This window comes from Sphaerotilus microaerophilus (assembly GCF_023734135.1).
Lineage (GTDB): Bacteria > Pseudomonadota > Gammaproteobacteria > Burkholderiales > Burkholderiaceae_C > Sphaerotilus > Sphaerotilus microaerophilus.
Genome location: NZ_AP025730.1, coordinates 1,338,114 through 1,352,223, shown reverse-complemented (window position 1 = coordinate 1,352,223; position 14,110 = coordinate 1,338,114). Strand labels below are relative to the sequence as shown.

13 protein-coding genes are annotated in these 14,110 nt (G+C 72.7%); 4 read left to right on the top strand and 9 right to left on the bottom strand.

What is annotated here, in order from left to right; translation table 11 throughout:
• Position 1: 1 nt before the first annotated feature.
• The 4 genes from mraZ to NGK70_RS05950 form a co-directional block, all read right to left on the bottom strand.
• Positions 2 to 442 (bottom strand): division/cell wall cluster transcriptional repressor MraZ, encoded by a 441-nt coding sequence (gene mraZ / locus NGK70_RS05965; protein ID WP_251972360.1) that lies wholly within the window; start codon positions 440 to 442, stop codon positions 2 to 4.
• A 400-nt stretch (positions 443 to 842) separates the two neighbouring features.
• A complete protein-coding gene (locus NGK70_RS05960) occupies positions 843 to 1,994 on the bottom strand; it encodes a carbonic anhydrase (RefSeq protein WP_251972359.1) in 1,152 nt (383 codons plus the stop codon).
• Between the two features lie 133 nt (positions 1,995 to 2,127).
• Positions 2,128 to 3,345, bottom strand: a complete 1,218-nt coding sequence (locus NGK70_RS05955; protein WP_251972358.1) for a multidrug effflux MFS transporter — start codon at positions 3,343 to 3,345, stop codon at positions 2,128 to 2,130.
• Positions 3,346 to 3,367: 22 nt separating this feature from the next.
• Positions 3,368 to 4,375: a DMT family transporter gene (locus NGK70_RS05950; protein ID WP_251972357.1), complete on the bottom strand. Its 1,008-nt coding sequence runs from the start codon at positions 4,373 to 4,375 to the stop codon at positions 3,368 to 3,370.
• A 142-nt stretch (positions 4,376 to 4,517) separates the two neighbouring features.
• On the opposite strand from NGK70_RS05950, the gene NGK70_RS05945 reads away from it, so the two are divergent.
• A complete protein-coding gene (locus tag NGK70_RS05945; protein WP_251972356.1) occupies positions 4,518 to 6,557 on the top strand; it encodes a DUF6600 domain-containing protein in 2,040 nt (679 codons plus the stop codon).
• A gap of 23 nt (positions 6,558 to 6,580) precedes the next feature.
• On the opposite strand, the gene NGK70_RS05940 is transcribed toward NGK70_RS05945, so the two are convergent.
• Entirely contained in the window at positions 6,581 to 7,462 is an 882-nt protein-coding gene (locus NGK70_RS05940) for a diguanylate cyclase (RefSeq protein WP_251972355.1), read from the bottom strand.
• A 145-nt stretch (positions 7,463 to 7,607) separates the two neighbouring features.
• On the opposite strand from NGK70_RS05940, the gene NGK70_RS05935 reads away from it, so the two are divergent.
• Both NGK70_RS05935 and NGK70_RS05930 read left to right on the top strand, forming a co-directional pair.
• Positions 7,608 to 8,063 (top strand): methyltransferase family protein, encoded by a 456-nt coding sequence (locus tag NGK70_RS05935; RefSeq protein WP_251972354.1) that lies wholly within the window; start codon positions 7,608 to 7,610, stop codon positions 8,061 to 8,063.
• Entirely contained in the window at positions 8,060 to 8,866 is an 807-nt protein-coding gene (locus tag NGK70_RS05930) for a GNAT family N-acetyltransferase (RefSeq protein WP_251972353.1), read from the top strand. Before NGK70_RS05935 ends, NGK70_RS05930 begins: the two co-directional genes overlap by 4 nt.
• Here the strand turns inward: NGK70_RS05930 and NGK70_RS05925 are convergent.
• Positions 8,839 to 10,128, bottom strand: a complete 1,290-nt coding sequence (locus tag NGK70_RS05925) for an MFS transporter (protein WP_251972352.1) — start codon at positions 10,126 to 10,128, stop codon at positions 8,839 to 8,841. The genes NGK70_RS05930 and NGK70_RS05925 overlap by 28 nt on opposite strands.
• A gap of 78 nt (positions 10,129 to 10,206) precedes the next feature.
• On the bottom strand, positions 10,207 to 11,544 hold the full coding sequence (locus NGK70_RS05920; protein ID WP_251972351.1) for an Hsp70 family protein: 1,338 nt from the start codon (positions 11,542 to 11,544) through the stop codon (positions 10,207 to 10,209).
• Between the two features lie 72 nt (positions 11,545 to 11,616).
• Between NGK70_RS05920 and NGK70_RS05915 the strand changes: the two genes are divergently transcribed.
• A complete protein-coding gene (locus NGK70_RS05915) occupies positions 11,617 to 12,006 on the top strand; it encodes a VOC family protein (protein ID WP_251972350.1) in 390 nt (129 codons plus the stop codon).
• Positions 12,007 to 12,013: 7 nt separating this feature from the next.
• On the opposite strand, the gene gatA is transcribed toward NGK70_RS05915, so the two are convergent.
• Together gatA and gatC are read right to left on the bottom strand one after the other, a co-directional pair.
• On the bottom strand, positions 12,014 to 13,510 hold the full coding sequence (gene gatA, locus NGK70_RS05910) for an Asp-tRNA(Asn)/Glu-tRNA(Gln) amidotransferase subunit GatA (protein WP_251972349.1): 1,497 nt from the start codon (positions 13,508 to 13,510) through the stop codon (positions 12,014 to 12,016).
• Positions 13,511 to 13,526: 16 nt separating this feature from the next.
• Positions 13,527 to 13,826 carry an Asp-tRNA(Asn)/Glu-tRNA(Gln) amidotransferase subunit GatC gene (gene gatC / locus NGK70_RS05905; RefSeq protein WP_251972348.1) on the bottom strand — a complete coding sequence of 100 codons (300 nt, stop codon included), beginning with the start codon at positions 13,824 to 13,826 and terminating at the stop codon, positions 13,527 to 13,529.
• Positions 13,827 to 14,110: the final 284 nt, after the last annotated feature.

The following is a 14,110-nucleotide window of genomic DNA, read 5'->3' as shown; positions in this document are numbered from 1 at the left end:
GCTAGAAGCTGAAGTCCTGCAGCACATCCGGCATGGGCTGCTCCAGCACCTTGGCCTCGGCGGCGGCGTAGCGCGCCGCGTCCCAGAGTTCCAGGTGGTTGCCCATGCCGATCAGCAGCACATCGTGGTCCAGGCCCGCTGCGCTGCGCAGCTCGGGCGAGACCAGCACGCGCGAGCCGCTGTCGATCTCGACGTCCATCGCGCTGCCCAGGAAGATGCGCTTCCAGCCCGAGGCGGACAGCGGCATGGCCTCCACCTTGGCACGGAAGCCTTCCCAGACCGGACGCGGGAACACCATCAGACAGCCCTCGGGGTGCTTGGTGATCGTGAGCTGGCCGCCAGCCAGGGACGTGAGCAACTCGCGATGGCGCGCAGGGACGGTCAACCGCCCCTTGGCGTCCAGCGCAAGCGCCGAAGTACCCTGGAAATGAAAGTCAGCCACAAAAACCCACGAAAAGACACCTTCTCCCACTGTAGCGGAGAAAAAGTTCGAGGGTCAAGGCGAGTCGTGAGAAATTGCCAATGAAATCAAGCACTTACGATAGCGTTCGGCGAAAACGGTGCATATCAAAAAAGTGTTATGAATGAAGGACTTGCGATCCTCATTGGAAGTGGCGCTTGAGATGTGGGGGCCGATTTCCAGCCGCCCGCCGAGCCCGGCTGCCCCGCAATGAAAAAAGGGCTGCCGCTGGCAGCCCTGAACAGGGGGTGTGACTTTTGTCGCGCGAAACGCCCTCCCATACTCACGGGGGTCGCCGGGTCGCTGTGGACCGTGGGCTACACGCGACTGGCGACCTGGTTACATCATGTCGCCCGTCGGACGGTCGCACTGCATCAGTGGATCAGTTGGATTCCTTGATCAAGCGGCCCGCGTTGGGCTGGATCGGCCGCGCATTCATCGGGTAGAGGCGGGCAAAGACGCCGACCTGCTCGGGCGAGACCGGCACCGGCTGCTTCATCACCATCCACAGCACCCCCTCGCTGCAGGGCGGCGTGGTGAGCGAGCCCATGTAGGTGAAGTAGCGCCGGTCTTCGGGCAGCAGCAGGTTCAGGTCCAGCGGCACCGGGGCCGGGTTCTCCAGGTTCTTCTCCAGCGGCAGGCTGTTCCAGACCATCTGGATCGCCGGCTGGGCGCGGCCCTGCTCCAGCATCACCGCGACCACGGCCAGGCGGCCCTCCGGGTCCTTGTGGACCAGGTGGATCACCATGTCGTACTGGCGGCCGTTGATGCGCTCCTCGGAGGGGCGGTGGAAGTGGAACTGCAGCAGGTCGTAGCGCCGCCCACCGATTTCGATGCTGTTGCTGCCCGCGATGTTGGCCTGCACGGTGTGGCCGTTGTCGAGCACGCTGAAGGCCGAGGGGCGGTAGTCGAAGCGGATCGGCTCCAGGTCGACGCGGATGCCGCCGCGGATGTCGATCGGGCTCTGCCGCGCGCCCAGCCCGCAGGTGGCGAACTCGGGCTTGAGCGCGGCCCATTGCGCCGGGCCGCCCTCGCCGCCATAGGACCAGTGGATGTGTGCAGCGCCGGCGGCGTGGTTTGCGGCAGCGGCGGGCTCGGCGACCGTCGGCTTGGCCGCCACCATGCGACGGGGCGCGGGTTTGGCCGCGCCGTGCCCATCCGCTGCGCCATGCCCCCCGCTGTTGGCTACACGCAGGACCGGCGCACGCTCGGTGCGGCTGCGGGTGTCGGTCAGCTTGGCATTGAGGCGCTCCCGCAGGGTGGCGAGGTCCGCCTCACCGCCGCCGTGGGGATCCGCCTTCCCCTCGGCTTTCCCCTCGGCTTTCACCTCGGCCTTGCCGGGGCCGCGCGCGGCGGGCTTCGGCGCCTCGTGGCCGGACTCCTTGGGAGCCGCCTTGGCGGGACCCTTGGCCTGCGCAGGCTCGCCGTGGGCGTCGGAGGCCAGGGCCACGCCGGGCACCCAGGCCAGGACAGCGGCCAGCGCCAGCCCCCCCAGGGGCAGGACAGGAAAACGGGACTTCCGCAGGGACCTCATGCCACACACTCCACACGCTCGACAACCATGACCGGGGCCCGTCCCCGACGGGAGTGCGGGCCACAACGGGCATTTCGGCGGGGTACGGGGTGACTTGAGCCACCGGCGCAGCGCCAGCGTCCGCCGGCCGCCGTCAATGGGGCGGCAGCGGTACCTGCGCACGCACCCGGTGCCAGGCGACCAGGCCGATGCCCATCAGCAGCGCGGAGGCCAGGGCCAGTTGGCGCGTGTCGTGCACCACCAGCGGCACCAGCACGCCGGCGACCACGGCGTTGGCCACGCTGCCCACGCTGGCCTGCAGCGAGGAGGCCAGCCCGCGGCGCTCGGGGCACAGGTCCAGCACCATCAGCGTGACCACCGGCACCAGCAGGGCCCAGCCGAAGGCATAGGCGGTCAGCGGCACGAAGGCCCAGGGCAGCGCGGCGGGCCAGACCCAGTTGCCGACGACGCTGGACAGCGAGGCCAGCGTGGTCACGGCAAAGCCCAGCCGCACCTGGCGCGCCGCGGGCATGCGCCCGGCCAGGCGGCCGCTGGCCCAGGCACCGGCCATGATGCCGGCGATGTTGGTGACGAAGAACCAGCCGAACTGGGTCGGACCCAGCCCCAGGTGTTCGGTCAGGAAGACCGGCGTGCTCAGCACATACAGGAACAGGCCGTTGAAGGGCACGCCGGAGGCCAGCGCCAGCAGCCAGAAGCGCCGATCCGACCCCAGCAGCACGTAGCCGCGCACCAGGTTGGGCAGGTCGAACGACTGCCGGTGCGCGGGCGCGAGCGTCTCCGGCAGCGCGCGCCAGGCCGTCAGCCACAGCAGCGTTCCCACCCCGGCGAGGAACCAGAACACCGCCTGCCAGCCGGCGTGCACGAACAGCCAGCCGCCGATGATCGGCGCCACCGCCGGGGCGACGCCGAAGAAGATCGTCACCTGCGACATCACCCGCTGGGCCTCGGCCGGCGGGAATAGGTCGCGGATCACCGCGCGCGACACCACCATGCCAGTGCCCGCCGCCATGCCCTGCAGCGCCCGGCAGGCGATCAACAGGCCGATGTGCCCGGCCAGCGCCGAGCCGATGCTCGCCAGCGTGAACGCCGCGATGCCCACCAGCACCACCGGGCGGCGCCCGAAGCTGTCCGCCAGCGTGCCGTGGAAGAGGTTCATCACCGCGAAGCCGAGCAGGTAGGCCGACAGCGTCTGCTGCATCTGCACCGGCGTGGCGCCCAGCGCCTGGGCGATGCCCTCGAAGGCCGGCAGGTAGGTGTCGATCGAGAACGGCCCGAGCGTGCCCAGCGCCGCCAGCAGCACGGCCAGGGCCCAGCGGGGAGCGCGCCAGAGGCGGGTGGCAGAGTGGGGCATGACAGTGACGGGCTCTGCTCAATCAGTCCGGGTGGGCGTCGGCCACCAGCGGCTCGGGCCGGGCGTGCAGCGCACTCAGCACCCCCACCACCAGCAGCGCGACGCCCGCCAGCGTGGCCGGCTCCGGCAGGACGCCTCGCAGCACGAAGGCGTAGGTCAGCGCCGCCAGCGTCTCGAAGACGATCAGCTGGCCCACCAGCGTGGTCGGCAGGCGTTGGCTGGCCTCGTTCCAGCACAGCGTGCCCAGCCAGGACGCCAGCAGGCCGATGGCCGTCATCAGCGTGATGAAGAAGGCCGGGCGTGGCCCGAAGGGCAGCGGGAAGGCCGCGGCACCGGCCCCAGGCCCATCACCGGGCGCCGGCCCCGCCCCGGTGAGCGCCAGCACCGCCCAGGTCAGCAGGAAGCCCAGCAGCGCCACCGGCAGCGTGGCCAGGCCCTGCGCGGTGGCCCAGGTGCGCGGGCTGCGGTCGGGGTGGGCGCGCAGCCAGTCGGCGTTGCGCAGCGGGTACCAGGTCCAGCAGACCACCGCGCCGACGGCCAGCAGCGCCCCCAGCGCGTAGCGCCCCAGGTCGGCCGCCGGGTCCTGGCGCAGCTGCGCCAGCTCGACCTGGTTGACCAGCGCGATGCCCGCGGCGATCAGGGCCAGCGGGGGCAGCAGCCGCGCCCAGGGCAGGCGGCCGTCGCGCGCCGCATCGCGGCGGTTGGACACCAGCGCGATCACCACCGGCAGCGTGCCGATGATCATCGTGGGCAGCGGCCCGCCGGCCCGCTGGATCGCCGAGGCCAGGAAGAGGTAGTAGATGATGTTGCCCACCAGCGCCAGCTTGAGCGCCTCCAGCCAGTCGGCGCGGCCAAGTTGGGCCAGCCGGGCGCGGTCCAGCCAGGCCAGCGGCAGGGCGATCAGGCCAAATGCCAGGTAGCGCCCGAAGGACTGCAGCGCCGCCGGATACTCGGGCAGCAACAGGGGCCCGACGAACACCAGGCCCCACATCAGGCCGGCGGCGAGCGCAAACAGGGTTCCGATCCACATGGGCACACACCTTACACGATCGGCCCGGGCCGGCCGGTCGCTTCAGCGACCTCAGTCGGTCCCGCAAGCGGGCAGGGCCTGCGCGGTCGTCCGGATCGCTGGTTCGGCCGTTGAATCTCCACCGTCACTGCACGAGGCCACGATGCAGATCCTCACTCTTGTTCCCGACCCCCGGTCCGACCCCGGTGCTGACCCCGGCGCCGCCCCCGGTACCGACCGCTGGGCGCGGTTGCGCCGCTGGGCTGCGCTGGCCCTGCTCGCGCTGTTGGCCCTGTACGGCGCCCTGGGCTGGACGGCCCCGGCCCACGCAGCCGATGACCCGCCCGGGCGCGTCGGCCTGGTCGCCTGGATCGACGGTGAGGCCCGGCTGCAGCGCAGCGAGGGCGGCGAGGCGCTGGAGCACGAGCGCGAGTCGCTGCGCAACTGGCCGATCAGCAGCGGCGACCTGTTCTCCACCGGTGCCCGCTCGCGCGCCGAGCTGGGCATCGGCTCCACCGTGCTGCGCCTGGACGCCGACACGCAGCTGCTGCTGCGCCGCGTCGATGACGAGGCGATCGAGCTGCAGCTGCTGCGTGGCAGCCTGGCCCTGCTGCTGCGCAGCCCCGAGGTGGCGCGCGAGCTGCGCATCGACAGCCCGGCCGGCAGCCACCTGCCACAGGGGCCCGGGCTGTTCCGCTTCGACGCGGGCGCGCCCGGTCGCGATGGCCACGCCGCCACCGCCTGGCGCAGCGACCTGCGCATCGAGCAGCGCGACGCCAGCCTGGTGCTGCGCGCGGGCCAGCGCGCCGAGCTCTACCAGGACGGCGGCTGGCGGCTCGGCCGCCCCGAGGCGGACGACTTCTCACGCTGGGCGATGGTCGACGAGGGCGAAGCCGCCCTGGCCCGCGCCGCCAGCGGCCCGCTGCCGCCGGAGATGAGCGGCGCCGACCGCCTGCACGCCCACGGCGACTGGGAGCGCCACCCCGAGTGGGGCTGGATCTGGACGCCACGCGGCGTGGCGATCGGCTGGGCACCCTACCGCGAGGGCCGCTGGGCCTGGGTTGCGCCCTGGGGCTGGACCTGGATCGACGTCGCGCCCTGGGGTTTTGCGCCCTTCCACTACGGCCGCTGGGTGCAGCACCGCCAGCGCTGGACCTGGGTGCCTGGCGAGTACCGCGCCCGGCCGGTCTATGCGCCGGCGCTGGTGGTCTGGGCCGGGGCGCCGGGCGTGTCCGTGTCGGTGCGCATCGGTGCCGGCGTGGCCTGGTTCCCGCTCGCGCCGCGCGAGGTCTACGTGCCGGGCTACCGCTGCACGCCCGAGCACCTGCGGCGGCTGAACCACCCGTTCGTCGGCGAGATCCGCCACCCCGAACGCCTGCTTGAGCGCCCCGACCTGCACTGGCGCGACACCCGCTACCGCCACGAGCGCGGCCCGGCGGTCAGCACCATCGAGGACCGCAGCGGGCGCGGGTGGCGCGTCACCCCCTGGCGCGAGGCCCTGCCGCTGCCGCCCCGGCTGCGCGCGCCGGAGCCGCCCTCGCTGCGCCTGCCGCTGCCCTGGGTGGATGAGCGCCGCCGCGATGAGCGTCGTGAGGAACGGCGCGATGACCGTCGGGACGACCGCCGCGATGACCGCGCCGACGGGCGGCGGGACGATCCGCGCGGCGACCGCGGCGATCGCGCCCAACCCGCCCCCGGCCGACCGGATCGCCACGAGCGTCCGGTCGGCGAGGGCAGCAAGCGCCTGCCCGAGCGCCCCCGCGAGCCGCTGATGACCCAGCCCGGTGACCCCGGGCCGGCCGGGCGCACCCCGACCATCCCGGCCCGCCCGCTCCAGCCGACGCCGCCGATCCAGGTGGCCCCTCCGGCACAGGCCGCCCCTCCGGCGCCGGCCACACAGCCGGTGCAGCCGGCGCAGCCACCTCAGCCCGCCCGGCCCGACCCGCGCAGCCGGCCCCAACCGCCAGCGGCGGCGACACCGGCCCCCCGCAGCGAGCCGCGCGTCGACCCGCCCCGGCAGCCCCCCGCCCGCGAAGCCCGCCCCGAGCCGGCCCCGGCGCCGCGCGAGGAGGCCCGGCCGGACAAGCCCCGCAAGGAGATCCCACGCCAGCCACGGCCCGGCCAGGACGACCCGAAGGGCGACAAGGCCGGCGAGCACGGCGCCGAAGGCCGCGGCGGCAACCGGCACGAGGCGCAGCGCTGAGGACGGGGATCAGGCGGCGCAGCTCAGGCGAAGCCGTCCGGCCGCCAGCAGACCACCCGGTTGCGGCCGGTGCGCTTGGCCTCGTAGAGGGCCTGGTCGGCCCGGTCGATGATGGCGGCGATGTCCTGGCCTGCACTGCAGGCACACAGGCCGAAGGAGGCGGTCAGGCGCACCCGCTCGCCACCAGGCAATCCGATCTCGGACGCCTCGATGACCCGCCGGATGCGTTCGAGCGTGCCCAGCGCCGCGTCGAGCGTGCTGTCGGCCAGGTAGGCCAGGAACTCCTCGCCGCCGTAGCGGAACACCAGGTCATGGATGCGCAGCTGGCGCTTGGCCCCGGCGCCGATCCAGCGCAGCACCTCGTCGCCGCTCGCATGCCCGAAGCGGTCGTTGACGCGCTTGAAGTGGTCCAGGTCCATCATCGCCACCACCGCCGGGCGGCCGTCGCGCTGCGACTGCTGCCACTCCAGCGCCAGGCGCTCTTCCATGTTGCGCCGCCCCGGCAGGCCGGTGAGCGGGTCCATCGACAGCAGGCGGGTCAGCAGGCCCTGCTGCAGCGCGCGCACCTCGCCGACCAGCTGGTCAGAGGCCGCCGCGAAGCGGTCGTAGGCCGCCAGCCGGGCGTCGCTGGGCGGGCAGCTCAGCAACTCGCGGGCATGGTCGTGCATCTGGGCGTGGAGGCTGCCGATGCCCGCAAACGCCGGCTGCCCGGCCAGCCCCAGCTGCGCATCGGCCACCTCGGCGTCGTACCAGCAGCCAAAGGTGCAACGGTGGTGTGCATCGGGGCTCAGGTCGTCATCGGTCGGCGCCATGCCCGCGATCAGGCGGCGGTGAAGCCGGGCCGCCCAGGCCTGGTGCGCGGACAGCGCCTGTTCAAGAGCGGCGATGGCGTGTTCGGTCCCCATGCCAGCCATTGTGTAACGTGCCACGGTACCCGGTCGCCCCGCCGGCGCGGATGTGAGAAATTTGGCCAGACGCTGCCCACAAAGGCCCCGTCGGCCCCCCCGACCCTGTCCCCAGCCGGGGACCTGAACCTGCCCACACTGTCGCGTGAAAGCCACCCTCCTCCCTCCCCCCTTGATGGCGGCCATCGCCGCCACCGGCATGGTCGCCACGGCCGACTGGCCTGCCGTGGGTCGCCTCGCCCTGCCCGGGCTGCAACCTGCGGCCGTCATCGCCTGGCTGGCCGGCGCGGCGCTGATGCTCACCGCCGCCTGGACGATGCGGCAGGCCCGCACCACGCTGAACCCGATCCAGCCCGGGCGCGCCCGCCAGCTGGTGACCCACGGCCTGTTTGCCCGCAGCCGCAACCCCATCTACCTGGCCGACGTGCTGCTGCTGATCGGCCTGCTGCTGTGGCTCGGGCAGGTGAGCGGGCTGCTGTGGATCACCGCCTTTGCACTGTGGATCGACCGGCTGCAGATCCCCGCTGAAGAACAGGCCCTCACCGGGCTGTTCGGCGACGACTACCGCGCCTACCGGGCACGGGTGAGGCGCTGGCTGTGAGCAGGCCCACACAGAGGGATGGCACGCAACGGGACGGCACGCACGCGCTGGCCTCGCGCGCCGAGGACGCCGGCCTGAACGCGGCCGCCACGGCCGACTCGATCTGGCTGGACGGCTGGCTGCTGCGCTTCTGCGACGCCAAGGCCAAGCGCTCACGCTGCATCAATGCGCTCGCCCCCGGGCGCCTGCCCCTGCCCGAGCGGCTGGCGCTGGCCCAGGCGCGTTACGCCGCGCACGGCCTGCCGCTGTTCGTGCGCATCACGCCCTTCGTGCCGCCCGGGCTCGACGAAGGCCTGGCCGCGCTGGGCCTGGGCCGCATCGATGACACGCGGGTGATGCTGCAGCCGCGGCTGGCCAGCCTCGGACCGCCAGCGGCACTGCCGGCCGAGCTGGAGCTGCAGCCGCTGGACGGCGCCGCCTATGCAGAGCTGATCGGCCAGTGGCGCGGCACGCCCGCCGCGCAGCGCCAGGCCCACGCCACGCGCCTGACGCAGTCGCCGGTGCGCTACGAGGCCCGGGTGCTGCGCCGCCGCGACGACGCCCAGGTGCTGGCCGCCGGCCAGTGGGCCTGCGAGGCCGAGTTCGTCGGCCTCTACGACGTCGCCGTGACCCCGGCCTCCCGTGGCCAAGGCCTGGGCCGGCGGCTGTGCGAGCACCTGCTGGCGCAGGCCCGGGAGGCGGGCGCGCGCATCGGCTACCTGCAGGTCGAGGCGGACAACAGCCCCGCCCGGCAGCTCTACGCGCGGCTGGGCTTCAGCGACGCCTACGCGTACCACTACCGGACAGCCGCAGGCGCCGGCTGAACCCGCGGCACGGCGGGCGGGTGTCGCCGCGTCGCGCGCAGCAGGAAGAGCGCGATCGACAGGTTCAGCGCATTCCACAGCACGCCGTTGACGAAGGCGGCGTCGTACGAGCCGGTCAGGTCGAACACCTTGCCCGACATCCAGCCGCCCAGCGCCATGCCGAACAGCGTGCAGGTCAGCACCAGGCCGACGCGCGCCCCCGCCTCGGCCGGCGGAAAGTGCTCACGCACGATGATCGCGTAGCTCGGCACGATGCCGCCCTGGAACAGCCCGAACAGCGCCGAGATCACGTACAGCGAGACCAGCGAGTCGAACGGGATGAACAGCAGCAGCGCCACGCCCTGCAGCACCGACCCGAGCAGCAGCGTGCGCAGCCCGCCGATGCGGTCACAGATCCAGCCCGACAGCAGCCGGCTGACGATGCCGCAGGCCAGCATGAGCGACAGCATCTGCGCCCCCGCCGCGGCACCGTAGCCCAGGTCGCCGCAGTAGGCGACGATGTGCACCTGCGGCATCGACATCGCCACGCAGCAGGCCACGCCGGCCACGCACAGCAGCGCCTGCGCCGCGCCCATGCTCAGGCCGAAGGGGCGCGCTGCCGGCGGCGCGCCGGCACCCACGGCGGGCACCGCTCCCGTGCGCAGCACCGGCGCCGCAGCCGGCGGCCGCTCCCGCATCGCCAGCGCCAGCAGCGGCAGCAGCACCAGGCACAGCGCCCCCAGGCCGAAGTAGGCCTGGCGCCAGCCGATGGTCTCGATGCCGTACTGCACCACCGGCGGCCAGATCGAGCCGGCCACGTAGTTGCCGCTGGCGCAGATCGCCACCGCGATGCCGCGCCGTCGCACGAACCACAGCGAGGTGTCGGCCACCAGCGGCGAGAACGTGGCCGAACTGCCCGCCAGCCCCAGCAGCAGGCCGTGCGCCGCGGCAAAGGCCCACAGGCTGCCGGACAGCCCGGCCGCGATGAAGCCCGACCCCAGGCCCAGCGCGCCGATCAGCACCACCACCATCACGCCGAAGCGGTCGGCCAGCCGCCCCATCAGCACCCCGCCGATGCCGAAGCCGATCATCATCGCGGTGTAGGGCAGCGCAGCGTCCGCCCGCGCCACGCCAAACTCGGTCTGCACCGTGGGCAGCACCACCGAGACGACGTACATCGCGCTCGACCCGAGCGTCATCGCCGCCAGCGTGGCGGCAAGGCGGATCCAGGCGTAGCGGGAATCGGGAAGATGGAGGGCAGGCGGTGAGGTGGATGAAGCCATCACGCCAGTATCGCGGCAGGCGAGCGCCAGCGCCCCAGTGGCTTCCCTGCAGAGAGCCGCCGACAGATCAGCGGCCGATCAGCCGCCGAACAGCCGCCGCGCGTACAGCCCGAGGCCGGTGGCCACCGAGGCGAGGCGCTCGCCGTACACCGGCCGGGCAGTGGGGAAGGCCGCGGCCAGCGCGTCGGTCAGGCCCTTCAGGCCGGTGGAGCCGCCGGTGAAGTAGAGCGCATCCACCTGCGCCGGCTGCAGGCCGGCCATCGCAGCGGTCTCCAGGGCAGCAGTGACGATGCGGCCCAGGTCGTCACGCAGCAGGGCCGCGGCCTGAGGCTCGGTGAGCGTGGCCTGCAGGCCGCGCTCGACCAGGCCGAGGTCGATGGCCACCTCGCCGCCGGCCGCCACGGCGATCTTGGCCTGCTCGGCGCGACCGGCCAGGTCGTGGCCGAGGTGGTCGGTGAGCACCTTCATCAGGCGGCGGTGCTGGTCGGCATCGGCGTAGTCGCCCTTCATGCCGCGCAGCTCCAGCACGCGCTGCGGGCGGTAGACGGTGTTGATGAGGTGCCAGGTCGCCAGGTCGAAGTAGACCTTGCTCGGCACCTCGCGCGCGGGCTGGCCGGGGCGCTCGGGCCCGTAGGCGCCGAAGCCCAGCAGCGGCAGGATGGCGCCCAACTCGACGCGGCGGTCGAAGTCGGTACCGGCGATGTGCACGCCGTGGCTGGCCAGCACGTCGTCGCGGCGGTCCAGCCGCTCGCGCCGCGCCGGGCCGACCCGCACCAGCGAGAAGTCCGAGGTGCCGCCGCCGATGTCGGCCACCAGCACGTGCTGCTCGCTGTCGATGCCGGCCTCGTAGTGGAAGGCCGCGGCGATCGGCTCGTACTGGAAGCCGATGTCGGTGAAGCCCACCGCCCGTGCCGCGGCCTGCAGCGCCGCCTGGGCCTGCGCATCGCGCACCGGGTCGCCGTCGACGAAGTACACGGGCCGGCCCAGCACCACGCGCTTGAGCTCGCGCCCGGCATGCGCTTCGGCACTGCGCAGCAGATGGCGCAGGTAGCTGGCGATCACGTCGGCAAAGCTCACCGAGCGGCCGGCGCCGATGTCGGTGTGCTGGTCCATCAGGCTGGAGCCGAGCACGCTCTTCATCGAGCGCATCAGCCGGCCTTCATTGCCCTCGACGTAGGAGGCCACCGCGGCACGCCCGTACAGCCGCGGCAGGTTGGGCAGGTCCGGTCCCTCGGCCAGGTAGAACACGGCGGTCGGCATCGTGAGCGCCTCGCCCTCCAGCTGCACCAGCTCCATCGCACCGGGCGCCCCGCCCGCCCCACCTGCGGCGGGCACGGCGATGGCGGAGTTGGAGGTGCCGAAGTCGATGGCACAGAAGTCGTCAGGGACGGAAGAGGCGGGGGCTGGCGTGGGCATGGGGCGCGGATCATACGGGTGCAGCCCGCGTGACAGATACTGGTTGCGCCCGATCGCTGCCAGGAGCTTCACATGCAGTTCACCTACGCCATCGTCTACGTCGCCGACGTGGCCGCCTCACTGGACTTCTTCGAGCGTGCGTTCGGCCTCAGGCGCCGCTTCCTGCACGATAGCGGTGGCTACGGCGAGCTGGACACCGGCGCTACCGCGCTGGCCTTCGCCCAGCACGACACCGCCCGCGCCAACCTGGGCCAGGACTACATCGCGGCCGACGCTTCCCCCGTGCCGCTGGGCGTGGAGATCGGCCTGGCCTGTGCCGACGTGCCGGCCGCTTACGCACGGGCCACCTCTGCGGGCGCCATGGGGCTGCACGCGCCTGTCACCAAGCCCTGGGGCCAGACCGTGGCCTATGTGCGCTGCCCCGACGGCACGCTGGTCGAGCTGTGCACGCCGATGGGCTGAGTCGGCGTCAGGCCAGCGCCGGTGCGCGGCGGTGCCAGTCGGTGGCCTGTTGTAGCGCATGGCCGGCGTGCAGCAGCGCCGACTCCTGCCAGTAGTTGCCGATCAGCTGCAGGCCCACGGGCATGCCGTGTTCGCCAAAGCCGGCCGGCACGCTGATGCCGGGCAGGCCGGCCAGCGAGGCGGGCAGCGTGAAGATGTCGGCCAGGTACTCGGCCACCGGGTCGGTCTGGCTGCCGATCGGGCGCGCCACCGTCGGCGCCACCGGGCCGGCGATCAGGTCGCAGTCCTTGAACGCGGCCTGGAAGTCGTCGGCGATCATGCGGCGCAGCTTCTGCGCCTGCAGGTAGTAGGCGTCGTAGTAGCCGTGGCTCAGCACGTAGGTGCCGATCATGATGCGGCGCTTGACCTCGGGCCCGAAGCCCTCGCTGCGGCTGGCGCGGTACATCTCGCCCAGGTCCTTGTAGGACTTGGCGCGGTGGCCGTAGCGCACGCCGTCGTAGCGGCTGAGGTTGGAACTGGCCTCGGCCGGCGCGATGATGTAGTAGACCGGGATGGACAGCTCGGTGCGCGGCAGGCTCACCTCCACCAGCGTGGCGCCGAGCTTCTCCAGCTCGGCCAGCGCGGCGCGCACCGTGCCCAGCACGCCAGGGGCGACGCCCTCGCCGAAGAACTCCTTCGGCAGGCCGATGCGCAGACCGGCCAGCGGGCGCTCGGCACTCGCGCCGGGGCGCAGGGTGGTGGTCTCGGCCACGAAGTCGGGCACCGGCTGCTCCGCGCTGGTGGCGTCGCGCGGGTCGAAGCCGCTCATCGCCTGCAGCAGGTGGGCGCAGTCGAGCGCCGAACGCGCCATCGGGCCGGCCTGGTCCAGGCTGGACGCGAAGGCGATCATCCCGTAGCGCGAGCAGCGGCCGTAGGTCGGCTTGATGCCCGTGACGCCGGTCAGCGACGCGGGCTGGCGCACCGAGCCGCCGGTGTCGGTGCCGGTGGTGGCAGGCACCAGGCGGGCCGCCACCGCCACCGCGCTGCCGCCGGAGGAGCCGCCGGGGATGCGGGTGACGTCCCAGGGATTGCGCGCCGGCCGGTAGGCGGAGTTCTCGTTCGAGCCGCCCATCGCGAACTCGTCGCAGTTGAGCTTGCCCAGCGTCACCGCCCCGGCCGCGGCCAGGCGGCTGACCACCGTGGCGTCGAAGGGGCTGTGATAGTCAGCCAGCATCTTCGAGCCAGCGGTGCTGGGGAAGTCGCGCGTGACGAAGATGTCCTTGTGCGCGATCGGCACGCCCAGCAGGCGGTGGCCTGCGCCTTGGATGCCGCGTGCGCGCCAGAGGTCGGCCGCGCCGGCCTGCGCCAGCGCCACCTCCTCGTCGACCGCCAGGAAGGCGCCGAGCGATTCATGCGCAGCGACGCGCGCCAGCAGGTGCTTCGTCAGCTCGACGCTGGAGACCTGTTTGCTGTCCAGCAGCGCGGCCAGCTCGGCCACGCCGAGCGTGTGCAGTTCGTGACTCATCTTGCCGCCCCCCCCTTTACTCGATCACACGCGGCACCAGGAACAGCCCGCCCTCGACGGCCGGGGCGCTCTTCTGGTTGGCTTCGCGGTTGTCTGGCTCGCTCACCGAGTCCTCGCGCAGGCGCAGGTGCACGTCCTGCACCGCCGACAGCGGCGTGTACAGCGGCTCCACGCCGCTGGTGTCGACCGCGCGCATGCGCTCGACGATGCCGAAGAAGTCGTTGAGTTGCGCCAGCAGGTCGTGCTGCTCGGCGTCGCAGAGATCGAGCCGCGCCAGGCTGGCGATGCGGCTGACGTCCTCGGGAGTCAGTGCCATGTTCGATGGGGTGAGAGCCGGCCCGCGAGGGGTCTCGGGGCCTTCGGTTATTATCACCCGTCTATCAGGATGGTCCGCCCGGCCATGCCGCCTGCGCCTCTGCCCTGCTGTCCTACTTCCGGCAGGTGGTGGCCTCAAGCGCTGACGGGTCGGGCCGTTTTGTCGTTGCGCCCTGCGTTTGGACTGCGGTGCGAGCGCTGCCCAGCGCCTGCACCGTTGTCGGCAGGGCCCCGGATTCCCGTCGAGGCGCGGCCCTGCCGTCTGGGCGCGCCTCGACCGCTGAA